Source organism: Ktedonobacter robiniae (assembly GCF_016587375.1).
In the GTDB taxonomy this organism is placed as follows: domain Bacteria; phylum Chloroflexota; class Ktedonobacteria; order Ktedonobacterales; family Ktedonobacteraceae; genus Ktedonobacter; species Ktedonobacter robiniae.
Genome location: NZ_BNJG01000002.1, coordinates 470,887 through 495,219 on the forward strand (window position 1 = coordinate 470,887; position 24,333 = coordinate 495,219).

Below are 24,333 nucleotides of genomic sequence, written 5' to 3' on the forward strand. Positions count from 1 at the left end.
GTTTGGGTGTACAATAGCAGGGAAGTCATCCAGACTCCCGCACAAATCAATATCCCTGGATGGCTTCTTGCTTTGACACTCCCCCCTGCTTAAAAGGTCTGTCTTTTTCCCACATTTTACAAAGGGAGCTTGAGCACAGACTGTTTCCATTGAAAATGAAAGCCCATCAACAACGTTTCCAAGCTCACACATGACATCAATTGGAAAATGTGGGGAAAAGACAAGCATGAATGACCGAGGCTTTCTGGCTCGGTTCCTGTAAGCGGTGTTGTGAGTAGATGTAGCGTGGTTACGACTCGTTCAACACCGTAGTGGGTGAGAAATACGCTCAAGCGCTGGTCTCCACACCAGATATCTTGAAGGGCGGTACCCTGCCCGTTCACGCTCTCATGCCTTGCTTCGCCGTTGTGTAGCCCTGCGAAGCTTTCGGCAACTTGGAGAGGGTGAACACCTTTCTCTTTCAAGAACTGCTGGGAAGAGCAGTGGGAGGCTTTTCTTCTGCATGTTCTCCGTGCTCGCAACACGTCCTAAAGCCGTACCGCGCGTTACTGCATTTGCTTATTCTACCAGAAGGACACGTGTTTGTTTAGGGCAAGGGCTCAAGTCACAGACGCCTCACCATTGCCATTCATATGGCATGGCTTATGGCGGGCTCAAGCCCATCGTGTCACAGACGCTCTGCCAACCATTGCTCAATCTGCTCCACCTGCTGATGCTCCAGTTCCCGAAAGAGCGTCTGGCTCTCGCGGGCATACTGAAGTGCTTGCTGGCCCCGTCCTCGCTGATCCTCGACCTGGGCCAAACCAAAGAGAGCCTGTGCCTGCAAGAGCGGCGCCCTCATGCTCATAGCATCTTTCAGCATCTGCTGGAACGTCTCCCAGGCGGCATCCAGTTTCTGTTGGTATACATACAACGTTCCCCACTCTCCAGTCGTCTCACAGATCAACCAACGGTGTCCCATAGCATGTGCCACATCCAGGCTTTCCTTTAAATAGGCCTCTGCCTGTGCATAGTGACCAAGGCATCTTTCGATGATTCCCAGGTTTTGCAGCACAGAACTGATCCGCACCCCGTTACGAATCTTTCGTGCCAAGCTCAGGCTCTGCAGAGAGAGTGTCAAGGCCCTCTCGTATTCTCGACGATAGCTGGCGAGAAGACCCTGGTTCATAAGTATGGCACTCTGTCGCTGCAGATCCATCAAGTGCTCGGCATAGGTCAGGCCTTCCTGATAATAGGCCTCTGCCTGTTCATACTCTCCCCGTTGTGCTGCCTGGGAACCCAGATCTTGCAACAGCGCGCCTGCCACTTTCCAGTTTTCCTGCTGGCGCGCAATCGCCAGGCTTTCCAGGTAGAGCGTCTGAGCTCTTCGTGGATCGCCCAGATTATCTGCAATCTCACCCAGATTCTTGAGCGCAATGCTGCGCTGCTCCTGCTCATCCAGCGTTGTCGCCATCGCAAGCCCTTCCTGCAGATAGGTCTCTGCCCGCAGGTAGTCCCCTTGATCGACGATTACCCCTCCAGCCAGCACAAAAAGAGCAGCGGTCAACTGAGTGAGTTCTCGCTCACGAGCGATTGCCAGACCTGTGAGATAGGCATATTCGGCTTGTGCAAGATCACTTCTCAATTCTGCCATGTGCCCTCGATGACGCCACATATGGGCAAGGCTCTCCCAATCAGCTAACGCGGTAGCGGCCTCTTGAGCCCAGGTGAGCAGCCTGTCCGCGAGATCAAAAAGCCGCAAGGTACTTAAAAAGGGCATAAAGGCCAGGCTTCCCCGCACCAGGGCGGGGAACAGTTGACCTTCCCTGGCAAACGCGAAGGCTGTGAGAATAGTATGCAGATCCTGTTCTAGAAGCTCATGCTCGTCACTGTGTTCACAGACGAACTCGACAAAAAAGGTGACCAGGCGCATTTTCGCCTCTGGGTCTGGGGGTTGGAGCTGTGCATAGTCTACAATGGTCTGATGCAGATGATATCGTCCCGATTGATGAGTGCCCAATAGACCGCTATCAGCTAATAGATCCAACACATCTATCCCCATGTTACAAACCGCCAGAGCCGCTTCCTCTGAAAAGCTGTAGGGTTTGGGTGAGAAGAGAGAGAGGGCGTGGAGTGCTCGTTGAGCGTCTACTGGGATTCGATGAACACTAATGTCAATAGCCACCTGTAGCGACAGACTTGTACCAATAGGCAAGCTAGAGATGTATTGCCCAAGTGTTTGTGGCCTGTTGAGGTGCAACCGTCTCTCGACATTCTGCTGGAGTTGCTCACATGCCCTTTGCAGCCGGCGGGGTTGCCCACTCTGTGCTTGCACATAGAGATACCCTCCCATAAGGACGAGGGCCAGGGGAAGACCGCCAACCGAATGAACCAGGGCCCGCATCTGGGACGCGGATAGCTGCTGAGATGCCTGGGAGACGATGTGCCCCAGCAGCATTGCCCCCTCCTCTTCATTTAATTCCGGCACGTGGAACACTTGCTCTGGGGCAAAGGTATGAGCCAACACAGGAATGCGCGTGGTGAGCAGATGCACACAGTTCGTTCCACCGATTTGGAACGTCACAGCATCGCTCAGATCCCAGGCATCATCGAGAATCAAGAGCATTCGGCGTTGGCCAATCTGTTGATAGAGGCGCCGGGCCCAGGCATCTGGCGTCGTCAGTTGCCCCGCCTCTGTGGGAGTGATACCCAGTAGAGTCCCCCAGCGATACATGCTTTCCAGCACCTCTGGATATTGTCCCAAACCGACCCAAAGAATGCCATCCTGAAACTGCTGCCGTACCTGGGGATGATGAGCCAGGGCTACCGCCAGAGCCGTCTTGCCTATTCCCGGCAATCCAGTCAACGCAAAAGCATTATGCCTACAACGGCAAAGCTCCTGAACAAGTTGATGTACGAAGGTCTGACGACCAATCAGAGTAGGTAGCTGCTCTGGTGAAAGGGGCAATGCCGGATCACTGAGATGAGGATGAGGAGCAGATTTGAGAGGAAGGTCATTGACAGCCCCTGCTTCGGTGTCCCCGAGCAAACCGAGTTCCTGAGGCAGTTTGCCAAAGACTTCACAGAGCCTGGCACGGAAATAAGGACCAGGGGTGGTCATTCCTGCCTCCCAGCGGCTGACATTATGCCGCGTGGTACCAAGACGATCTGCTAGCTCCTGTTGTGACCACCGCTGCCGTTTGCGCTCTTCAATCAGAGATGTACGCGCTTTCTTTATCATCAAACAGACTCCGTCTCAGGTGTATTTGGGAAATGGTACAGATGGTACACCTTTTATAGCATATGGTACTCTCTTTTCCCGTGCAATCGGGTATGCTTGAAATGTACCACATTGACAATGAGTGAGCAGGCGAGTAGTGCGAAATGCGTAGAGGAGCCGAATGAGACAGTGACTATTTTTTATGCGATTTTTGCATGAAATTACTTTTTTACATCTCATTCCATTGGCAAACCCCTTCCATTGAATTATAGCATTTACATGCATCAACTCAATCTGACTCAATTCAAGCACATCAACAGAAGGAGAATTACATGAAACACATGAAACGACTCGCAGTGATCTTGGTATTGGTTTGCGCTCTGACGGCTGTCAGTTTCGCAACAGCGCCTTTAACCCATGCAGCTTCTACTCCGGCGCATGTACAACATGGAGCTGCTCAAGTTCATCCCTTGATCAACTCGGTCTCGTGTGGGACGAGAACTGATTTCTTGAAAGTTCAGACACAAGGTCCTGCGTACTGTTATGCAAATGCGGGATATATCCCGGCCACGATCTACGGCGTCGAGTACATCTGCTTTGGACATAATCATGGTTATGTTTGGTATTACGGGGATCCCACTGCTTATTATTTTGGTTGGGGAGAATGCGCATATTATGATCGCGCGACAGTCGTTGCCCTTCAAATTCTGTGACGACTCCTCACGGCTGCAAGCCCGGCTCTTCTACACATTTACAAAGTGAAGGTGGGAACCAGATGAAGTCGCCTCTTGGTCGAGAAGAGTTGATCCGTGACCTCGCCAAAGCTCAGACTTGCCAGGCTGGTAGGCTTTACACTCGATTTGTTCAATTGCGGAACTACACAGCACTTTTGAAGTTGTTAGCTCTAGAAAGTTCTAAGGAGATAAGATGCACAAAGCGAAACTGTCTCGTGCCACCAAATTCCTCCTCATCTTCGCTCTCGCGCTGCTCCTGAGTGTCTTCGCCTTTTCGGCATCGACACCACAGACCTATGCAGCTTCTATCTCGAAATCCCCGGCACCTGTCGCTCACAAAAGCAAGGTACAGCCCCATTGGTCCGGTGGTGGCTGTAGTGGCTGGTTCACTTATGGTCCTAGCACGTCTCAATTCACTTACAAATCATGTATTAGCGGTTCCTTCAGCAATATAGTTAGTAATGCCTATGTTACGTTTACAGCCCAGACCCCATCTTTATGGAGTTCATGCTCTGTTACCATCAGTATCAGAGATGATACAGCCAGGGACACTCCCTGGAGCCAAACAGATGGTTGCTTATCTGATGCCAGGGCAGATGGCGTTTATGTGGGCTATAATGGTCCTTTTGCAGCCACCTTCTCTTCAGATAGCTTCCACACCTACGTTTCGGTGACTGGAGTCTATAATGGCAAAACGATTTCTGGGGGAGTGGTAAATAGCCCTGAGTTAAAGCCTTAACAGGGAACAAAAATGACCCGAAACATTCCGCGCTCCTAGAATAAGGACAGTGTTCCAGGATGGCAGTGAGATCGTTTTCCCGCTTGCGCCATTGATCGCGTGACGCGAGAGTCATCCCTGCCATTCTCGGCACGGCGACAGTCTGACCAGTATCATGTAGCACAGAAGGCGTATTATACGCATAAATGACAATCTTCCGGAACGATACCCTCGGGTCGAAAGTACAAAAGGAAATCTTTTCGCTGCCTATGGGCCATTTCGGCTCCAAATGCTCCTTTGTACAGGTTGCCTGCTCACCAGCGTAATTATACAGAGCCACCAGCTTCAACGCAAAATTTACACCAAAAGAAAGGGCCTCGATGAGAAGATTACTCACCACAATCATCCTCGCAGGTTTACTGAGCGCCGTTTTTATGGTTGGCGCTGTCTCTGCTCACACACACCAACCTGCTAGTTGTACCTATTGGGCGACAGATGCTGAAACCATTCAAACTATTAACGGCTATCGATGGGACGTCTCATTGTTATCGTTCCGTGCTTGTGGAAGTGGGGCCTATCTGGGAAAAGTGTCTGATCATGATTGCGTCACGGTCCCACCGCATCAGCCATTTGACTTGCTCATGTGGAACCAGTGGTACATCAATGGCAACTACATCAATGAAACATCATATCGATTCTACCCACCGTACGATTCGGCTTCAGGCCCGTATTGTTCTTACAGCGGTTCGTTTTCTGTCCCCTCTGGAAGTAATGTTATGAATTACGCCAACTTACAGTACCTGGATAATAGCCACATAGCAGGCTACGTGCTCTTGACGGACTACAACGTACATTGATCTCTCGCCGCCCTCTTCACTGAGAAAGCACAAGATCAAGGCACAACAAACATCAAGAGAGGCAAGCGGAAGGAAACCCCTTTCGCCTGCCCCTCTGCATGATCGTATCCGAATGCTTTTAACTTGCCTGCTAGAGGATCTGAGCTACATCGGTTTTGACGAGATTCGACGGGATCGCGAAACCAACGCCATTCGCATGGCATGGCTTGCTGCGGGCTCAAGCCTATCGTGTTGCACTGTCTTTTGCCAGGAAGGAAAGCATACGCACAAGATTTACGCGGGTGCGTCCTGCGTGCCGTAAACCTGGGCGCTTGTCTGGAATACCACTGGCAGGCTTGTAAGACCGTGCAGCATGGGATTATTGTTCCAGGTGAGTTGGTTCGGTTGAATCGCCAGACGCAGGTCGGGCAGGCGTCGGAGCAGCGTACCGAAGGCTATCTGTCCTTCCAGGCGTGCCAGCGGCGCACCTAAGCAGTAATGGATGCCTTTGCCAAAGGCCAGATGTTGGTTCTCCTGGCGGGTGATGTCCAGTTCGGTGGGATCTGAGAACTGTTGCGTATCGGCATTCGCGGAAATCAAAGCAGCCATCACCTGCTCTCCTTTGCGGATCACCTTGCCATGCAATGGGATATCTTCGCTTGCCCAGCGCTCATCAGAGAGACTTACCGGGGCTGTGTAGCGCAACAGTTCCTCAACGGCCGTCGGAAGCAAGGAAGGGTCGGCCCGAAGCAGGTTCATCTGATCGGGATGTTGTAAGAGGGCGAGTGTGCCATTGCCAAGCAGATTGACCGTCGTCTCGTGTCCAGCGACAATGAGCAAGAAGACCATAGACACCAGTTCGGTCTCACTCAACTGGTCCTCGTTCTCCCTTACCTGCACCAGGCGACTCACAAGGTCATTGCCTGGATGAGCGCGCTTTGCCGCCAGAAGGGACTGAATATAGTGCAGAAAGGCCTCTAGCGCAGTTCGGGTATCTTCTCGCTGATTGACAATGGCCTGGGTCCAGGCGCGAAAAGAAGCCCGGTCTGAGACGGGAATACCCAGCATTTCGGAGATGACTGTGATGGGCAATGGATAGGCAAATTCGGTAATAACATCCATACTTCCCCGTTCCTGTACCGCGTCCAACAACTCATCGGTAATCTGCTGGATGCGCGGGCGCAATTGCTCAATCATGCGAGGGGTGAAAGCCTTTGACACCAGGCGGCGCAGACGTGAATGGTCGGGCGGATCAACCGTGAGCATATTCTGGAAGATGCTGGCGAATAGAGGGTCCTGCTCGTGCTGCTGTGCTGAGATCTTGCGCCTGTCCTTGGTAAAGCGAGGATCCTTCAGAACAAACAGCGTACCCTCATAGGTAGTCGTCAACCAAAAATTCAAATCCTCCACATAGTGAAGTGGTTCCATAGAGCGTAGTTGCGCATAGAAGACATGGAGATCTCGCTTTGTTTCCTGTGACTGGAACTCTTGCAAGCTAATTCGAGACATCGGGTAACTCCTTCCGATACGTTGCTTTGTCAATCGATCGTTTGATCGTCGTCGCTACATAGCATAGCGCAGTTGGAAGAAACAGCCATGCCCCTTTGTGAGCATTACCAGGGAGTATTCTGGGCTTCATTCAAGCAGGTGGAGTGCGCGGGCGCGCGCAACTGCCTGCGTCCGGTTCGTTACAGAGAGCTTTGCCAGGATGTGTTTGACGTGGCGCTTGGCTGTATTGAGGCTGATTACCAGGTGGTCTGCGATCTGCTGATTGGACGCGCCAGTGGCCAGGAGCGAGAGCACTTCCACTTCGCGAGCACTCAAAGGCTCTATGAGCGATTGTGATGCTTCTGGCTGTGTTGAACCGAGAGCCATCCGGTGTGTGAAAGGGATGGTGGCCTGAAGTTGCTGGATGTAACCGGGCGAGGCCGTGGTATATGCGGAGACCTGCACGAGCAAACGCGCCATTGGCTGGCCTTCATCGGCGAAAAGCCGTATATACCCCTCCCGCTCTGCCTGAGCCAGAACGGAACCGAGTGTGACAAGTGCCTGCCTTGCTTTGCCCTGTGCTTGCAGGGCGAGCGCCGTGAGCACCTGAACCTCAATCAACCAGCCATGAAAGCCCAGGCGCGACGCACAATCGCGCCAGTTTTCGAGCAAGACCAGGGCCTGTGAGAGCGTTGTTCCCGTTCTTTGGGTACGTCCACGCACGATCAAGATACGCGCAAGTGTCAGATACGCCAACATCTGTCGGCTTTCCAAAAGCGTAACGGGGGCGTCATCATAGCGTATCCTGCAGGTGCCTATCCAATACTCGGCCTCTTCCACCTGATCGCAAGCGAGGGCGAGACGCGCGGCGAGTGTGGGCACATCTACCGGTGACCGTTCCTTGCCTTGAGGTAACTCACCGCCTATTTCTGGCCGCTTGCGTACCAGTTCCAGAAAATGCCTGGCGGCCTCTGGTTGTCCCTGCGCCAGTTCAATGCGCGCCTGTACCCAGAGACCGAACGCGTACAGAGGACTCTGGGCCGGAGGCGGTATGATCTCCAGTATCGCGCGTGGAATGACCTCTACGACCTGTTGTATCGCGCTCGCGGCTTCTGGCAAACGGTTCCACTCGTACAGCAAGCAGGCTCTACGCATCAGGGTGAAGCCCACCAGGAGCAGAGGCATAGACGGAAGATCCTGCCGTGCTCCGAATGCCTGGAAGACACCATCGTAAAGTGTTCCTGCCTTGCGTAACTGGCTCTGGGCTTTGCGTAATTCGCCCAGCAGGAACGTTGCCGCCATCTGTATGAGTGAGAGCGATTCCGCTGATTGTGGAACACTGAGATCGAGCAGTATGTGTTCAGCGGTCGCTAGATCGCCACGCACGCCATAGGTAAGACTGAGAATGATCTGGAGAAAGCGTCTGAGCAGCAGGCTCAAGTCAGTTTCATGTGACGTCAGGGTACGCAGTGCCTCGCGTACAAGGTTGAATGCCTGTAATGGATTGCTTTGCGATAACGCAGTAAGCGCGCGGAAGAGGGTTAGGACGCTCTGCGGCTCGGCCCAGGAGGCGGCCTCGCTCTGTTGCTGCCCTTGCACATACTGTTCCATGCTTTGGAGCACCCGTTCAGTATTTTCGGGCGTGCGTTTCCCCAGCGCATGGAGCCAGGGCATGGTGATATAGAGTTGAGGCGACGTGGCAATCAGGTCTGGTGGAAGCTGGCGTAACCAGTACTTGAGCCGTTCGAATCGTCCCTGCTCCACCATACGAGGCAAAATCCGCGCGACCAGGCGCGCAGCGCGAGGTAGATCGCCAGCCAGAAAAGCGTAATCACACGCCTCTTCTATGCGCTCTTGCTGCTCGTACCAATCGCTTGCGCGTTGATAGAGTTGCGGGATCAACTCTGGTTCGAGCTTTTGAAGCTGGGCGCGTAGGGCGCTTGCGAAGAGCGGATGGTAACGATACCAGGTTTGCGTGTCATCCAGCGCGCTTATAAAGAGATTGGCCCGTAGTAGCGCCTCAAGTCGGGCTTGCCCACGGGGGCCAGGGAGTCCCGTGACCGCGTCACAGAGTGACCCTGTCATTCGATCCAGAATGGAGGTCAATAGCAGAAAGCGTTGTGTTTCGGGTGCCTGCTGCGTTAGAACCTCTTCGCTTACATAGTCGAGGAAAAAGCGATGCGTGCCGCGAAATGTCCGTAGAAAGGTCGTCGCATCAGGTTGTCCACGGAGAGCGAGCGATAGCAACTGCACGCCAGCAATCCAGCCCTCGGTGCGTTGTTCCAATAAGCTCGTTGCCTCGCTAGAGAGCGCGAGTCCCATTGTATGTACGAGAGCTTCGACCTCACCTGAGACAAAGCGCAAGGCTTCAGTGCGTACTTCGCTTAATTGGCTGCGCGCCCGTAGACGCGCCAGGGACAAAGGAGGATCAACACGTGTTCCGATGATCAGATGTAAGTGAGGGGGGAGATGATCAAGCAGAAAATGCAGCAGGGAATGAATGGTGTTCGCTGTCAAAACATGATAGTCGTCTAGAATCACGACTGCATCTTGCTTCAGCAGGTATGTGAGATCGTTGAGAATACCGGTGAGCACTCTCTTGGTGTCCTGCACGTCGTTACATTGATACGCCCGCATGGCGCAATCAATAGATGTATCCAGACTTGCCATGGCGGTCTTAAAATAGGAAAGAAAAGCCAACGGGTCGTTATCCGTTGGTTCGAGCGAGATCCAGGTCACCGGGAGGTTTGTGGTAGAGGCCCATTCCGCCAGCAGCGTTGTCTTGCCGGAGCCTGCGGGGGCCGAGACTAACGTCAATGGTTTCTGGATGCCTTGTTGTAGGAGTGTGAGCAGACGAGGACGCGAGACATGCTGCACTGGCAGGCGAGGAATGTGTAGCCTGGTCGTGAGGAGCAGTTGAGAAGGGGGAGAGGACTCAGGCAAGAGCGTGGCGCGTGTTTCCTCTGCGCCCTCCTGACGGTACTTCTCCACATCGGCGAAACGATAGGACCTGGAGAGCACTTCGGCATCATTGAGGGCAGCGGTAATCATCTCTAAACGCGCAAGCGTCAGGTCAGTGCTACGAGCAAGGTAGCGTTTCACCATGCGCCGTTCCTTGCGCCGGTAGGCATACCAGTAGGTTCCTCCTCGCTGCACCGTCTCTTTCCGAACTGTACAACTTCCTCCATAGCGACTCTGAAAGGAGAAAGAGGAGATGGTCTCAAGCCAGTCAAACCAGCGCGAACCGACTGGCTTGACACGGGGAATGAGCAGCCTCCCATCGTGAAAGACTGCGTATTCCTGGTTCGGCGCAAACCATTGTAACCGGTAAGATATACGTCTCGGCATCTTCTCCTCGCCAAGGAAAGCGTGCACTTATGCTACCTAACATTTACAACATCTGTTGAGTACTACGTTTCCTTTGGAGCCAGGTTGTATTCAGGAGAAGGGCGTTATGTAGCAAGTAACACACCGCCGGCGGTGTGTTACTTGCATTTTGGGCGACTCGTGGTTTCATTCCTGTTCAGATTTCTACATTGCTCTCTTTCGATATGGAAAACATGTGGATAACCAGGACAATAGAGACGAACGAACGCGTTTTGCCGATCATCCATCTGCTACTGGTGAGGGCCTGGGATAGCTGGTAGACTCTGAGATCTGGCGTACAGACACTTTTTCTCCTGAGGGCATCAAAGAGGTGAGCAACCAGGTAAGTGGACTAGCCAGAGGCACACAAAAACAGGTCAGCAGGACATTGAATCCGAGATGCGCCATGCCAACTTGCATAGGAGGGTTCGGCCAGCACACTGCGAGCAAGGCAGCAAAAGGCTGTAACAACAAGAAGAGAAGGCATGCTCCCAGACACTTTGTCCCTGTATGGACGAGCGCCAGACGCTGTCCTATAGAGGCATTACGAGAACTTGCTGTAAGCAGCGCTGGGAGCGTGGTCCCAATATTTGCCCCCAGCACGGCTGCTAGCGCTGGGACCAGGGGTAACGTGTGACGGGATGCCAGAACGAGCACCAACCCGATCGTTGCCGTACTCGAATTAAGAAGCATGGCCAGAGCTACTCCCAGAAGAAGAAGCAAGAGCGGGGTCGTAGCACATGCCTGGAGTGCCGCTACCGCCCACGCACTGCTTACCAGAAGCTCGCTTGCCTGGGATAGGGTAGAGAGCCCCAGGAGCATGAGACCACAGGGGAACGCGATTTGTCCGACACGTCGCCAGCGGGTGCGTGCAGTCATGAGCGCAAGCAAGGCAAAGAGACCGACAAGAGTGAGCGCGTAATCGGTAATATGAAAGGAAATCAGCTGCACCGCAAGGGTCAAGCCAACATTTGCACCGAGCATCATCACAATAGCCGTTGAAAATGGCAAAAGGTCCGTACTCACCAGATCAATCAACAACGAAGACATGGCACTCGAACTTTGCATGCATGCCGTCATGATAAGGCTGATGAGATAGGCTACGGCGGGGAAACGTGATATGTGCAAGAGGCATTGACGCAGATAGCGATTGTCCGATTGTCCGATAACCTCTGTCATCGATCGCACGCCATAGAGCAAAAGCGCCATGCCTGCCAGGACAGAAAAGAATATCCGTAAAAAGAGCATAACGTCAAACATCGTATTTTCACCTGTCTTTCAAGGTTATTGTGTTCAATACAAAGCACACCTTCAGGAAACGATACTATGAGCACAGGACGCCCATATCTGGTTGCTCTCTTGCTTTGCGCACCCAAACCATGCTGCCACAACAGAACCTATTTCATACGCAAGAAAAGCTCCTCGGAAAGCACGTCCGTCACCGTTGTCACCTCTTAGTCAAACAACGACATGCGACACGACAGATGAATGCCTCTCCAACAATTCATCTTCTACCCCCGAGAGGCCAGATCCCTGGCGCCATAGAGATGGCTGGCGAGCGAGCCGAGAGAGCGCTCTCGCTAAGCGTTCACAGGCCGCAGAAGAGCACTGAAAGCAGAGACGTGGCGAACTAGATGGAGCTCACTCAGCCGTAAGCGCCCGGTTGTATCGCGAAGAAGATCCACACGCGCGAACAGGGTCGGGGGAAGGCGGGAAAGGACGTCACGAGCAAAGGCCACGTAGTCCCTCTGCAACGGGACCGCAACAGCATTCCTCACTTCATCATCCTCCTCTGAGAGCTGACAAGGCGCATGGACGGCATGCGTGATCTGTCCACAGATCGCCATCACGCTCTGTTCCCCCTCGGGAAGGAAGGGCTGGACCATCATGGCAGCGCCGCGAGCAAGGAAAGCATCGAGATGTGCCTGCCCCTGGACCAGGCTTTCCTGTGCACGTGTCACCAGGCGAAGACCGGTGTGACCAATACCGATGACCGATTTGATCACCGCCTCCTGCCAGCCGCGTTCTGCGAGGAGATGTGCCAGTGACGGAGGCGCGGCAGTGGTTGGCTTCACCCAATGAGTAGGGACAACCGGGATCCCCTGGACCGCGAGCCCACGGAGATACCACCTCTGCGTATTCCACTCTAATAGTGGAAGTGGGTTGAGCAACAACGTCTGCCCGGCGACACGACGTGCCCAGTGCAAAAATGCACCACGTTGCCGGTCATAATCCCGAACGGAGCATACGACCACCAGGGACGGGCGCTCCCACTGATAGGTGGGGTCGTTCCAGCAGACCAGATCGACATGCACACCAAGACGGCCCAGTGCTTGCTGCACAACCAGGTCGTCGGGATCGCGGTGAAGTACCCCACGCCTAAAGGCGGGGGCTTCGACAGCGGCCCGGTTTCTCCGAAGAGACAACCAGGTGCTGTGGGGCGCTTCCCGCCCCGGCCACCCTACGGGTGGACTTGCGTTTCTTGTTGGGGAGAAGCGGCCCTTGCTCCTCATAGCGGCGGAGAAGGTTGCGCGCCGCGTTCTCATCGCGGTCGAGCTCGGCCCCACACGTGGGGCAGGAGTGCCAGCGCACCGAGAGATCTTTGAGCACCAGCATCCCACAGCCACTACACGCTTGACTCGTGTGCTGGGGCGCCACCTTCATCACCATGCCGCCAGCCTCAGACGTAAGGCATATAGAACTTTCAGAAAAAAAGACCACTACTGCATGTCATGGAGCTTCTTCGTGACATGCTCCACCTTTGCCACCAGCAAGCCGGAGCGCGGACGATGCCGCCCTTGACGGTATCGGCTGACTGGCTCTTGCCGAGAGCGACCGGGTCCTGCATTGATGAGTTTTTACCGCAGCCGGTCGCTCTCGCTCGTGCCGAGTCTAGCCTCTCCGTCAAGGGTCGGGCCTGGCGGCATCGTTTGCCCCGCGTTCCAGCTTGCATGAGCACGCTGGGAGCACTTCGACCGAGCCTCAAGCTCCCAGGATGCTTGATGAGCTTCTGGCTCTCTTTCCCTTTTGTCTTCGGAGAAATTCTACGACTCAACCTGTACGATGCGGTTCTCTCTAGGTCTTCTTTTGAGAGGATGATAGTGACCTGAGCGGTGCTGGTGATGAACTTCGAGGTCATAGAGCATTGGCGCTGGAGGATCAGTACCAGGAGCCAGATGATTCACTACTTCATAGTCATACCGCAGCAATGCATAGGCGAGGGTGATCAGTCGGCCTGCGACATGACCGATTGCTCGCCCTTTTCCTCTGTAAGACTGCGTTCTCTCGTCGTAGGAACATAAGCGAGGAACTAAACGCTTGTAGAGCTTCGACCACTCGGTATCCGTCCGAATGGCTCTCCAGACGATGAGATACATCGCTCTCTTCGCTTCACGTGATCCTCCCTGAGAAAGCCTGGTTCGATCGTAGGAAGTCCCTGTTTGCTCTCGCTTGGGTGCCCAGCCCAGGTACGATTTGAGGTCGCATGCCTTCTCAAAATTGGCAATGGAACCAATGACTGCAATGAGGGTTGCGGCATCTAGCGGGCCGATCGGAGGAATGGAAGTGAGAATTTGCCCTTCGCGGCTTTGCGTGACAATCTGGCACACTTCCCCTTCCAGCCGCTCTAGATGCTCCTGGATGAGTCGTAATTCCTTGATCAGCAAGCTTTGTTCCAGCACCAGACTGCGTTGCCTTGCTACATCTTTAGTGCCGATACTTTGCGTGGCAAGGTGCTGTAAGTGGAGCAAGTCAGCGTCTGATGCTCGCCGCCCCACTCTCACTTCGCTAAGGGCTGTGAAGCTCGCTGTAGCAAGAGCATGAGGTGTAGGAAACCGCTCGCGCAGTGCCAATGCGGTTGCCAGGTTGGGATCTTTCAAGACCTGGGTTAATTCTGGAAAGAGTTCGTCACAAATGGCCGTCAGTTTGTTTTTCCTCTGTGTGGCTTCATTGACCAGTTCGTAGCGATGACGCATTAAGCCTTTGAGTTGGGATGCAGTTGCCGATGGAGGGACAGTACGCCGCACGGCCTGTAATTTGTCTGTCACTTGTGCTCCCAATTCTAGTTGCGTGTAGAGTTGGTTAGCCAGGCTTAATGCATCCCGCTTGTCCGTCTTAATCATGCTTGCTTGCCGGCGTTGAACATGCATCACATACACGGGGATATCCAACTCGAGCAGATACTGCTGTAGCGACCTATGGTAGTGGCCGGTCAGCTCCATGAGCACAAAAATGTGCTCGAGTGGGCAATAGTCACGGATACGCTCAACAAATGATCGAAAACCCTCACGAGATGCTTCAAAGGAGAAGGCCGGACAGTTCTCGAAGTGCTTGTGGCGCTCTAAAAGGGTTTTTGAAACAAAACCAGCAATGTGTTTTTGCTTCCCAATGTCTACCCCAATGTAGATGGACTCATGGGGAAGCATCGGCAATACTTTGAGGTCGGGAGAGGTTTTCTTGTTTGGCATGGGCTGGTCCCCTCACACACGTGTGAAATGAGGCTTCCTTACCCTCTCTATTGGTGGGTGGAGAGGTCAGAACCCGTGGATGTGGCCTGCCCAGATACACACGAAAAGTTGTTCTGGTCCTTCAAAGGCATATGAAGGATTTCGCACACATCCCCCACTTACCTCTTACAGGTTGACTCATATGGAATCTAAGGTTTGGCGGGTCCATCGCTCAAGGGAGCGACCCCTGAGTACCTCTCCAGAAGTAACACGATGAAACGTGGCCATTATATTCAAGCTCTTGCATGCTAATCTTTTGTGTGTATGGAATCGTTACTCCTGATCTACAAGCAGAACAATTGGATTGGGCATGGGAGCTGTTTTCATCGGACGGTAGTGTCCCTCTCGATGGTTTCGATGCACTTCTGGATCATAGAGTATCGGAGGGGGTGGTTGCCGGCCAGGAGGTACTTTACTGAGCACTTCTGCGTCTCGTTTGAGCAAAGCATACATCGCTTCAATCATTTGCCCTGCAACGCGTCCGATGACCCTTTTTTTGTCAAAAGGGTAAAGACGATTGGCAACAGAAAGACCGCTTCGATTGCCAGGAGCAACCAGGCCGGGCCAATCAGCAGTTTGGTGGGAAGAAACGTGTGAAGGACTCCTACCGCAAGCATACTCAGCATTGCTTCCCACAGAGAAGGCCTATTGAGATGAAATTGATCTGAATGCGGCATGTGGGTCGGATCAGCTGCGGACACTTTCTTTATTCGCGCCATTGGTATTGTCCCTCTTTGCCTCAAACAAGCAAGCTTACGCAGTCCCGTTATTCTTTCGTTTGATTTTAGTATGAGAAAAGGGAGAAAACTTAACCTGACGCCTCCAGGCAATCTGTGCCTGGGTGTTAATTACCCGTCTATATGTCTGTGGTAGCAGTGATGTGTTTGGCTTCTACAGCCGCCACTAAGCGGGCGTAGTCTCGTTCATTCTGGTCAGCATACGCACAGGCAAACTCAGCCAGGGCCTGAGCAAAGGAGTCGCTTTTTCCCAGGTAGCCGCTGATCAACGCCGGATCACCAGCGCGCGCGTGCGCCCTCGCCAGCGCCCATCCACACAGTTGAGCATATACGGTGAAACGGGCAAGACTCATGGTGGTCATGTCGCTTGACCATCTCATATCGCGCAGTTGACGTACATAGTAGTTGACGTCCTCGAACTGAGTCCAGCCCAGGAAGATATCGCTGGCAGCCTGCATGAGTCGTTGTCCATGCACGATACGCTGAGCCGGGTTGGAATACGGGCTGGGGCCAGTATAGGGTTCAAGGGCCGAGGGCCGTGCTTCCTTGATTTGAAGGAAGAGCGGATCGTTTTCCTCTCCTTCCCCCAACAACAGCACGATATAGCAGCGCGTGCCGACACTGGCGACTCCCACCACTTTCCAGGCCAGATCGATGGGCTGGTACCATTGGAGCAACGTTTTTTGCTCTTCCCGGGTCGATTCCAGGTAGCCAGCGACAAATGCCGACAAATGCGTGGAGAGCCGTGCGTTCGGATGATGACCAATCAGCGGCGGATCATCCTTAATGCGCACTTGACCATTCACCACATGTGTAAGTTTGGGAAACGCGCGAATGCTGGTGCGCTGCTGAGCCCGGGAGATTGCGCGGTCAAGCCGAGGAAGAAGGTCACGATCAGCGACCGTACGAAGGAGTTCGACATCCACACGCGCGTACCAGAGATCGATCCGGCGCATCGTACTAAACGCATACATACGCTTATGATATGACGCGACGCAGCTCATAACCGCTTGCTTGCAATCACGCGCGGAAAAGCCATTCTGCCGTCCCACCACAACAATACTGGTCGTGAGCCGTTTCACGTCCCATTCCCAGGGACCAGAGACAGTCTCGTCAAAGTCGCTCACGTCAAAGACGAGGTTGCGCTCGGGCGTCGCATAGATCCCGAAGTTGCCCAGATGGGCATCGCCACAAATCTGCGTCAAGATCCCGGTGGTAGGCGTGCTCGCTAAATCATGTGCCATCATCGCAGCCGATCCGCGCAAAAAGTTGTAGGGCGAGACGAGCATGCGACCGTAGCGGATGGGCACAAGTTGCTTCACCCTCGTGCGGTTTGATGCTTCCAGGATACTCAGGGGGTCTGGGCGATTGGGAGCGGGCTCCCACCGGGCATGGCTGGAGCGAGGGCAATGAGCACGGAGCGCCTTGCCAGCAGCATAGCGTTCCGCACTGGTTCGTGCATACAGTGTGGATGAAGATCGCAAAACGTTGCTCATTATTCCCTCCTAACCCAGATGAAGCCAGGTCTTCTCGTGTGCATTTTTCCCTTATTCCGGTGTCCGGAGGAGATCAACGAGGCTACGGAAGAGCCATTGCCACCAGTGCGACAAGGCCGATGATCATCAGCAGAACCGCCACCAGCGCACTCAAATACCAGGGCCTCTGGTACGTGGTGAGAGAGCCCTGCTTAAAACGCATCAGGCTCCATCCACACTGAATGACGGCCCCAAGCAGACCCAACACGCCAAGGACGATGAGGCCGACCGCAACTGTGGTTATGAGATACTCCCTTGGCGTGTCCACCAGACTCTTTGGTTTACCAGTTCTGACAATGCTAAAAGCCTCTCCAAGGGCAAACCCGAAGCCGATCAGCGTAGGAGACGTTTTAATCCATCCCATGAGCGTCATTTCAATGCCTTCATGGAACTGTTTCCTGGCATTCTCATCGAATGGGTCTGTGCTGATGTGAGATTCTCCCATGACCATGGCCCCCTTCGAGCGATTTGGCTGCACGTTGCATGCAACAAGTATGTATGCCCCCATCCGATTGATTAAGGAATCAGCGAACGGTGCTCTTCACCCTTCGTCATACTTCTATGAGGTAACGGTGTGCAAGCACAGCATGCTTGGTCAGCGTTTCAGCCAATTGGTAATATAAGTGTATCAGACCCGCCAAAAATGCCCATTTTGAAAAATAGCTCTACAATGGGTTCCGCCATGGGTTGTCGATACTGTTGGACTCATCTAGCATGCTTCATGGGGATGCTCAGGTGGGCATAAGCAGAGCGGCTTTGCGTTTCAGAGAGGAGCATGACTTCACTGCATCTACGCAGCGTACAAGGAAAGCTCATCTATTTTGGCGGTGGAGCACCATGTTTAGACTGGAGATCTTCACACAAAGGAGCAAACGACATGGAAACGACAAAGGAGTATCCAAAGCGGAAGGGGCTGAAGTCGGGGGTAAGGACAGAATTTACCGTCATTGGGAACGTCAAGCCAGGCCACCAACAAGCGCTGCGCGAGGCTATCAAGCGGAGAGCTGCCGATCCCCGCCGAAGAGAGGACGCCAAAAAGTTCGGCACGATACACGAAGCCAGGGTTACTCTCATCGACAACGATACGCGGCTCCTATTTTGCAGCAGCTTCGACGGCACGTGGGATAAGTACATAGATGACTTTGCCGTTGCCGATAACGCCGTCTCGCAATCATTCGCTGAGTTCTGGTCGCATGTCGAGGGCTACCCGGGCATCACGGACCCGAGCGTCAGGGACTGGTTAACGGCGCACCAATATGAAGCTACCGCTTATGATAGCAGCTATCCCGAGCCCACGGTCAAGCAGATCTGGAAAGCGCTGGAACTGCAGCACGCGTTCCAGCAGGTGCTCGACAACCCTGAAGCTGAGCAGGCGCTGAAGCACCCGGCGTTGAAACCACTGCTTGAGCAGGCATCGACGTAATCGGGAGAGCAGCTCAAGCCGGGCGGACAGGCCGGCTTTGGCTCTGCCCAATCCGACAGCAAACAATCGCTTACAAACCACGCCTGGGGTAGTGACACCAGGAGGATCAACCATGCTTGAATTCAACGACATTCAGAGCGGCGTGCTCCACCCTCGTCCGACGCCGTATGCCGGAACGTACATTATGCTTCGCATTGACGATCGCGCCGCCGGACATCAGTTGCTGAAGCGACTCATACCCGCGATTGCCTCAGCCATCGATCTGACCAGCCCTGCAGGCGATGCCTGGGTTGCGGTGGCGCTTTCCTATCATGGCCTGAAGGCGTTAGGCGTCCCCCAAGCATCGCTTGAGAGCTTCTCACCAGAGTTCCAGCAGGGGATGGCGGCACGCGCCGCGGAACTGGGCGATGTGGGCGAGAGCGCTCCTGAAAAGTGGGAGTGGCCATTGGGCACATCGGAGGTCCATCTCGTGATCGCTGCGCTCGCACCTGATCAGACGCGCCTGGCGAGGGTCCTAGAGCCGGCAGGACATGCCTACCAGCAGATGCCTGGCGTGACGGCGATCTACCGGCAGGACTGCTATCAACTTCCCACGGGACGCGAACCATTCGGCTTTCGGGACGGCATCGCCCAACCAGCGATCGAGGGGAGCGGTCTTGCTGGAAGCAATCCCCAGGAAGCGCCGCTCAAGGCGGGGGAGTTTATTTTGGGGTATCTCGACGAGTCGGGAAGGCTGCCTCCGCAGCCCCAACCCGAGGTGTTGGGCCGCAACGGGTCGTATGTGGCCTTGAGAAAACTGCACCAAGATGTCGCCGCGTTCCGCCGATACCTGGCGGCACACACTACCAGCGCAGCAGAGGAAGAATGGTTGGCCGCCAAGATGATGGGGCGCTGGCGCAGCGGCGCGCCCCTCGCGCTCTGTCCAGAGTCTGATGACCCGGAGTTGGGGGCCGACCCGCAACGCAACAACGATTTTCTCTACGCTGACGACGACCCCAAGGGCCTCAAATGCCCGCTTGGATCGCATATACGGCGCACGAACCCGCGTGACCAATTCAAGCACGAAATCACCCGGGTCAATCACCATCGCTTGATTCGCCGCGGCACCGTCTACGGTCCCCTCCTTCCTCCAGGGGTCCTGGAGGACGACGGAGCCGAGCGTGGCATCATCTTCGTCTTCATCGGTGCCTCACTTTCGCGGCAGTTCGAGTTTGTCCAGAGTGAGTGGGTCAATCAGGGCACCTTTATTGGAGCACCCAGCGAGAAGGATCCGATTTGTGGGCCCAATGACGGGACGGGTGTGTTTACCATCCCCAAACAGCCCATCCGCCAACGCCTCCATGGCTTGCCGCAGTTCGTGACCAACCGCGGTGGGGAATACTTCTTTCTGCCCGGCGTGCGGGCTTTACGGTGGCTGGCGGACGCCGAGTATGTCTCCAAGGGAGGAGGTGGAGCCGAGCGCTAGCCGGGGTCCAAACCGACTCCCGACAGCGTTGACACAAAAGTAGAGCATGCATGGCAATGCCAGTGGGATTGCGAGAGCTCGCAATTGGCTCGGCGGGACGATGTGGAAGAGGCGAAGCGAATCGTCGATCCGGTACTCAAAACGGTCACCCCAGTCCACGAATATGAGCCGAATACAGGGCAGGGCCAGTGAGGCCGACCAGAGCGTTTCGCCTGGCGGAGGCTGGCAGAAACCGACTGTGACAGGAGACCTGCTATGAAGGATCAGCGTTCTTTAGTGTCTATTCAGCCAACCATGAGGTTCCGTATGAGGAAGGGAGAGAGTGATGGAAAGAATGGCAGTTCTTTTCCGCAGCAACCCTGGCGCCAAACCAAATTCGGTCAAAGGCTTCTATATCGCCCTGGCGATGTTCCTGCCCCTGCTTGTCCTGACCTTACTTGGTCAGCGCGCGTTTGGTGTCCTGGTCATGACGGGTGCGTTGCTTACCTCATTCGGGGACGTCGGCACGTCGTCCCGCACACAGGCATGGTTGCTGGGAATGACCGCGGTCGGCGGTGCGCTCATGACCGCACTGGGTCGGCTCATCGGTGGGCCATGGTGGGGAGAGATCGTGGAAATCTTCCTCGTGGTCTTCATCAGCGGACTCCTCTCAGTGTATGGTCGGGTTGCGGCTGTCATGGGATTCCTTTTGACGATCCCGTTCGTGATCTCGCTTGCGAACCGTGGCGGTCCGGCAACGGCACTACCCGCAGCGGGAGGCTTTCTGCTTGGTGGGGCAATCTTGATGCTGTTCGCGCTCTTGTTTGCATGGCTCCCAGCACACCGGAGCACGCTGAGAAACGAAGCGCGACCGAACAGGCCACAGCCAAGATTCACCACGCTTACAGCGCAGTTCACGTTGACCTCTCCGCTGCTGCGCTTTAGCTTGCTGCGTGCCGTGGGAGCAGCAGTTGCAGCAGGAAGCGGCTGGATCTGGGGAGGGCCGCCGTTCTATTGGGCAGCCATCACCGTCATCATCTGCACCCGGCAGGATCAGGAGGCCTCGCTGATGATGGCGCTACAGAATGTCGTTGCGACGTTCCTGGGTGCGCTCCTGGCAGCAGTAGTGATTACTGGCATGCAGAACACTTTGGTGTTAGGGCTGATCGTAGTGGCGATCACATGCCTGGCATTCTCCGTAAAAGAGCTGAACTACCTCCTGTACCTCTTCTTTTTCACGATCCTGATCCTGCTGCTCATCAGTATCGCGACGTCAGGTCAGTCCCTTGCCGTATGGCGAGTGGTAACCATCTTGGTCGGCGCAGGGATCGTCCTCGTGATTACTTTTCTGAGCCAGTTGCCCTTCTTTAAGCTGTCTTGAGCGATTAAAAAAAAGAGAGAGAAGGAGCAGAACATGATTGATCCAGCAAAACATGCCGAACAGCAGGACACGTCTGCCGACCTCAGGAAGATGCCGCCTACCTTTGACCCTGCCTATGTCCAGGGCGCCGTGAAGCCGTTTTTCCGCAGCGCCATCTATCAGGGCGAACGGCCAGTGCTTCCCATGATTGACCTCGCCCTGAGCAAGGAGGCAGCAATGCCAGCTCACCTCGTCGGGATGCTCTACGACAATTGGGAGCTGAATATGGAGGAGGAAGGACTTACGGTCTTCATCCAGGGGTACCAGAAGCGCGGACCAAACAACGAGAGAAAGAGGATCTACTACTCAGCTGTCACGCCGGATCTGTATGGTCCGATGTACTCGGACAAGATCAAACGCTTCCTCGATGCCCTCTTCGACGAGCCAAACAAAGGCAAGCCACTGATGCACCAGTACTACCAGAGATACTTTGACATGTACTGGGACCTTCACCTTGGCGTCACGGGGGACGACATTCCGCCCGAAGTCAGGCAGATCGGCCAGAGCTTCGTGGCTGTCGTCGGATTCCGGTACCCGACCTTGCAGGTTGTTCATGACAGCTACATGCGTGTGTGCCAGCTCCGTCAATTCCTCAAGGACTGGATTGACCAGCGGGTGCAAGATCTGATTGACCGTCGTGTGCCCAATCCCGAGAAGACCCTGGTCTACTATTGGATCAAGAACGGCGCGCTGGGGGAGAACTTCAGGAGGAAGGACATGGTTTTCGAGTGCTTCCACAACTTTCTTGCATTCAGCCAGTGGGGCAATACGCTCTACAACATGATGGACCGCCTAGAGGTAACACATGGAGACCCGGTTGTCCGCTCATGGTTTGAAAAGACAATGAAGAGTGGCCCCGACGAAACGGACACCTCCGCCTTCAGCAGGCTTGACCGTTTCGTGATGGAGTTGTTCCGGACCATCTCGCCCAACCGCGGCAGCGCCTCAGTGCTGCCTGCTCAGGAACAAGCCTTTGGCACTGGGGACACTGGCTTGAGCACCATTATTACGCCTCATCCGGAAACCAGCAGAGACCCGCTTCACTGGAACAATCCGAATGACTTCGACCCAGATCGCTATAAGCAGGCTCACACGAGTGAACAGAACGACGAGGCCAGATGCAAGCAAGTCGGGTTGGCCCAATGCCCCTTCAGCAGGGAAGCTTTTCGAGTCAAGGATGGTCGGCAGGCTACGATACCCAACAGTGCGTTTGGTGCAGTATACGCGCGCGTCGATGACCAGGCCTATCCCGTATGCGACGATGCCGGGTATGCGCCATTCGGCTTCGGGTATCGCCGTTGCGCGGGTGAGTTCCTCACCATTGGTTTCTTCAAGGATCTCCTCAGAAAGGTATGGAGCGAAAAGATCGACTTCACCAGGCTCAACATCGACCCTGTCGAGTTGTTACCGGTGGGACCGGCAACGGTCGTGCAGGACAACATCGGCTTCAAGACGGCACAGTAATAGGAGATATGCATTAGAAGCATCAACAGCCGATCAGAGGTAAGGAAAACCAGAAGGTCGAACCCTTCCCAGGTTCACTTTCCACACCGACCTCACCCTGGTGCTCAGCTATAAGTGTTTGGCAAATGTAGAGGCCTAGACCTAACCCTTTGCCCGAACCACTCTGCACATGAATGCCCTTGATCTGAGAAAAGCGCTGCCACAGGTGTGCTTGCTCCTCTTCCGTAAGCCCTGGCCCCTGGTCTCGCACCCAAACGCGAGCCGCGTTTTCTTGCACAGTCAGGCCAATGTGGATGGGCTGGCCAGGAGGTGAATAGCGGATCGCATTGGTGAGATAGTTGGTCATCACTTGGCAGATGCGTGCCCGATCAGCCAGCACCATAATCGCACAGTCTTCGGGCACCTCCAGCACCAGCGAGCGTTCTGGAGCGGTAACGCGCAAATCATAGTAGTGTTGCAAAAAAATTAAAGCTCAGCAAATGGAAGTGCACACAACATATTTCATGAGGAAAAAGGTGCAGAATGCCCACCCTTTCTCTACGAAAATGATTCTTGTACCGTAATTACTTACTTCATTTTCTCGGTTCTAAATTTTTTGCAACACTACCCTCGTAACTACCGGACATGGATGAGAGAGGGCTGCATCGGAGAGATTGGAAGCGCCGCCAGGCACCTTCGTCGCTGTTGCTCTCAACACCTGAGCTTGTTTTTGCTATCTTCCGCAATTCACGCAGGGCATCGCTCGCGATCCAGCGAGCAGCTCTGGAATTGACCTGCTGAATCTCTTCACCGCAGGCGATAGCCTGGGTGCGCAGTTGGACGTTCCGCTTGCCGATCTGGCGTAAGGCCCAGTTGACTGCCTTCTTCACAAAATTGCGCTCGTCAGTGGCATACTGCTTGATCAGGGGAAAGAAGGGCGAGAACATTTTATCGCTGGCTCGCTTGTCGTGAACCGCCAGGTATGCCATCAATACGAAGCCCGCGCGCCGCACAAACTCCTCCTCGCGGTGGCACCACTCGATGGCTTTCTGGTAGGCATAGGGAGTCTTATCGAAGAGGCCGCCGCATACCTGATCGCATACATCCCAGGTATCGAAATCACGCACCCACGCCTCCATTTGTTCACACGTGACATATTGCGGCTCATCAATCATGGCCGCCAGGATACGAGCCTCATGAATGCCTGATGTCCATAACGCTAACCCAAGAGCATGGTTGCGCCCGATCTCTTTCGCTATGGTACGCAGGACTGGTATTTTGATACCTAGTGGGTGCGCGGGTCGGCTGCCAAAGCGAGATTGCCCCTGAACAACCTGCGGATCGGCGTGCTGCCTCAATTTTTCAAGTACCTGCTCTGGCGACAAGACCGGAGGGGTGTTGGACATTGGACGAGGCTCCTTCTGATCATGGTATATTCCCAATGTGTGACGACTCCCCACGGATACATCCGGGGGCTTCTCGAGC

The 24,333-nt window shown here is 54.5% G+C and carries 17 protein-coding genes; 5 read left to right on the plus strand and 12 right to left on the minus strand.

All coding sequences use genetic code 11. The features are described from left to right. Positions 1-667: 667 nt before the first annotated feature. Entirely contained in the window at positions 668-3,220 is a 2,553-nt protein-coding gene (locus JMJ04_RS22585; RefSeq protein ID WP_201372727.1) for a helix-turn-helix domain-containing protein, read from the minus strand. A gap of 311 nt (positions 3,221-3,531) precedes the next feature. Between JMJ04_RS22585 and JMJ04_RS22590 the strand changes: the two genes are divergently transcribed. Beyond that, positions 3,532-3,912 carry a hypothetical protein gene (locus JMJ04_RS22590; RefSeq protein ID WP_201372728.1) on the plus strand — a complete coding sequence of 127 codons (381 nt, stop codon included), beginning with the start codon at positions 3,532-3,534 and terminating at the stop codon, positions 3,910-3,912. Between the two features lie 1,869 nt (positions 3,913-5,781). Here the strand turns inward: JMJ04_RS22590 and JMJ04_RS22595 are convergent. The 9 genes from JMJ04_RS22595 to JMJ04_RS22635 all read right to left on the minus strand — a co-directional run bounded on the left by JMJ04_RS22595 (position 5,782) and on the right by JMJ04_RS22635 (position 17,563). Next, on the minus strand, positions 5,782-6,996 hold the full coding sequence (locus tag JMJ04_RS22595) for a cytochrome P450 family protein (protein ID WP_201372729.1): 1,215 nt from the start codon (positions 6,994-6,996) through the stop codon (positions 5,782-5,784). 126 nt (positions 6,997-7,122) lie between these two features. Beyond that, positions 7,123-10,323, minus strand: a complete 3,201-nt coding sequence (locus JMJ04_RS22600; protein WP_201372730.1) for a winged helix-turn-helix domain-containing protein — start codon at positions 10,321-10,323, stop codon at positions 7,123-7,125. 258 nt (positions 10,324-10,581) lie between these two features. Then, positions 10,582-11,601 carry a Na/Pi cotransporter family protein gene (locus tag JMJ04_RS22605; RefSeq protein ID WP_201372731.1) on the minus strand — a complete coding sequence of 340 codons (1,020 nt, stop codon included), beginning with the start codon at positions 11,599-11,601 and terminating at the stop codon, positions 10,582-10,584. Between the two features lie 320 nt (positions 11,602-11,921). Next, complete coding sequence (locus tag JMJ04_RS22610; RefSeq protein ID WP_201372732.1) at positions 11,922-12,767, minus strand: ATP-grasp domain-containing protein; 846 nt, start codon at positions 12,765-12,767, stop codon at positions 11,922-11,924. Continuing rightward, a complete protein-coding gene (locus JMJ04_RS48785; RefSeq protein WP_420799494.1) occupies positions 12,721-13,011 on the minus strand; it encodes a zinc ribbon domain-containing protein in 291 nt (96 codons plus the stop codon). The genes JMJ04_RS22610 and JMJ04_RS48785 overlap by 47 nt, the downstream gene beginning before the upstream one ends. Positions 13,012-13,385: 374 nt before the next feature. Next, complete coding sequence (locus JMJ04_RS22620; protein WP_201372733.1) at positions 13,386-14,807, minus strand: IS110 family RNA-guided transposase; 1,422 nt, start codon at positions 14,805-14,807, stop codon at positions 13,386-13,388. A 500-nt stretch (positions 14,808-15,307) separates the two neighbouring features. Beyond that, complete coding sequence (locus JMJ04_RS22625; RefSeq protein WP_201372734.1) at positions 15,308-15,463, minus strand: hypothetical protein; 156 nt, start codon at positions 15,461-15,463, stop codon at positions 15,308-15,310. 239 nt (positions 15,464-15,702) lie between these two features. Next, a complete protein-coding gene (locus JMJ04_RS22630; protein ID WP_201372735.1) occupies positions 15,703-17,079 on the minus strand; it encodes a DUF2252 domain-containing protein in 1,377 nt (458 codons plus the stop codon). Positions 17,080-17,161: 82 nt separating this feature from the next. Continuing rightward, positions 17,162-17,563 (minus strand): hypothetical protein, encoded by a 402-nt coding sequence (locus JMJ04_RS22635; RefSeq protein WP_201372736.1) that lies wholly within the window; start codon positions 17,561-17,563, stop codon positions 17,162-17,164. Between the two features lie 432 nt (positions 17,564-17,995). On the opposite strand from JMJ04_RS22635, the gene JMJ04_RS22640 reads away from it, so the two are divergent. The 4 genes from JMJ04_RS22640 to JMJ04_RS22655 all read left to right on the plus strand — a co-directional run bounded on the left by JMJ04_RS22640 (position 17,996) and on the right by JMJ04_RS22655 (position 22,869). Next, a complete protein-coding gene (locus tag JMJ04_RS22640; RefSeq protein ID WP_201372737.1) occupies positions 17,996-18,541 on the plus strand; it encodes a hypothetical protein in 546 nt (181 codons plus the stop codon). Positions 18,542-18,653: 112 nt separating this feature from the next. Further along, complete coding sequence (locus JMJ04_RS22645) at positions 18,654-20,006, plus strand: Dyp-type peroxidase (protein ID WP_201372738.1); 1,353 nt, start codon at positions 18,654-18,656, stop codon at positions 20,004-20,006. A gap of 325 nt (positions 20,007-20,331) precedes the next feature. Then, the gene (locus JMJ04_RS22650; RefSeq protein WP_201372739.1) at positions 20,332-21,366 is read left to right on the plus strand and encodes an FUSC family protein; all 1,035 of its coding nucleotides are present in this window, start codon (positions 20,332-20,334) and stop codon (positions 21,364-21,366) included. Between the two features lie 33 nt (positions 21,367-21,399). Beyond that, a complete protein-coding gene (locus JMJ04_RS22655) occupies positions 21,400-22,869 on the plus strand; it encodes a cytochrome P450 family protein (RefSeq protein ID WP_201372740.1) in 1,470 nt (489 codons plus the stop codon). Between the two features lie 22 nt (positions 22,870-22,891). Here the strand turns inward: JMJ04_RS22655 and JMJ04_RS22660 are convergent, their stop codons facing one another. Together JMJ04_RS22660 and JMJ04_RS22665 are read right to left on the minus strand one after the other, a co-directional pair. After that, the gene (locus JMJ04_RS22660; protein ID WP_236038304.1) at positions 22,892-23,329 is read right to left on the minus strand and encodes a sensor histidine kinase; all 438 of its coding nucleotides are present in this window, start codon (positions 23,327-23,329) and stop codon (positions 22,892-22,894) included. Positions 23,330-23,441: 112 nt separating this feature from the next. After that, positions 23,442-24,254: a DNA alkylation repair protein gene (locus JMJ04_RS22665; protein WP_201372741.1), complete on the minus strand. Its 813-nt coding sequence runs from the start codon at positions 24,252-24,254 to the stop codon at positions 23,442-23,444. Positions 24,255-24,333: the final 79 nt, after the last annotated feature.

Coding starts and splice junctions, on each gene's coding strand:
- JMJ04_RS22665 (WP_201372741.1), bottom strand. CDS start 24,254: ATGTCCAACACCCCTCCGGTCTTGTCGCCAGAGCAGGTACTTGAAAAA.
- JMJ04_RS22605 (WP_201372731.1), bottom strand. CDS start 11,601: ATGTTTGACGTTATGCTCTTTTTACGGATATTCTTTTCTGTCCTGGCA.
- JMJ04_RS22645 (WP_201372738.1), top strand. CDS start 18,654: ATGCTTGAATTCAACGACATTCAGAGCGGCGTGCTCCACCCTCGTCCG.
- JMJ04_RS22635 (WP_201372736.1), bottom strand. CDS start 17,563: ATGGGAGAATCTCACATCAGCACAGACCCATTCGATGAGAATGCCAGG.
- JMJ04_RS22595 (WP_201372729.1), bottom strand. CDS start 6,996: ATGTCTCGAATTAGCTTGCAAGAGTTCCAGTCACAGGAAACAAAGCGA.
- JMJ04_RS48785 (WP_420799494.1), bottom strand. CDS start 13,011: ATGGTGATGAAGGTGGCGCCCCAGCACACGAGTCAAGCGTGTAGTGGC.
- JMJ04_RS22600 (WP_201372730.1), bottom strand. CDS start 10,323: ATGCCGAGACGTATATCTTACCGGTTACAATGGTTTGCGCCGAACCAG.
- JMJ04_RS22620 (WP_201372733.1), bottom strand. CDS start 14,807: ATGCCAAACAAGAAAACCTCTCCCGACCTCAAAGTATTGCCGATGCTT.
- JMJ04_RS22585 (WP_201372727.1), bottom strand. CDS start 3,220: ATGATAAAGAAAGCGCGTACATCTCTGATTGAAGAGCGCAAACGGCAG.
- JMJ04_RS22640 (WP_201372737.1), top strand. CDS start 17,996: ATGGAAACGACAAAGGAGTATCCAAAGCGGAAGGGGCTGAAGTCGGGG.
- JMJ04_RS22630 (WP_201372735.1), bottom strand. CDS start 17,079: ATGAGCAACGTTTTGCGATCTTCATCCACACTGTATGCACGAACCAGT.
- JMJ04_RS22650 (WP_201372739.1), top strand. CDS start 20,332: ATGGAAAGAATGGCAGTTCTTTTCCGCAGCAACCCTGGCGCCAAACCA.
- JMJ04_RS22590 (WP_201372728.1), top strand. CDS start 3,532: ATGAAACACATGAAACGACTCGCAGTGATCTTGGTATTGGTTTGCGCT.
- JMJ04_RS22655 (WP_201372740.1), top strand. CDS start 21,400: ATGATTGATCCAGCAAAACATGCCGAACAGCAGGACACGTCTGCCGAC.
- JMJ04_RS22625 (WP_201372734.1), bottom strand. CDS start 15,463: ATGCTTGCGGTAGGAGTCCTTCACACGTTTCTTCCCACCAAACTGCTG.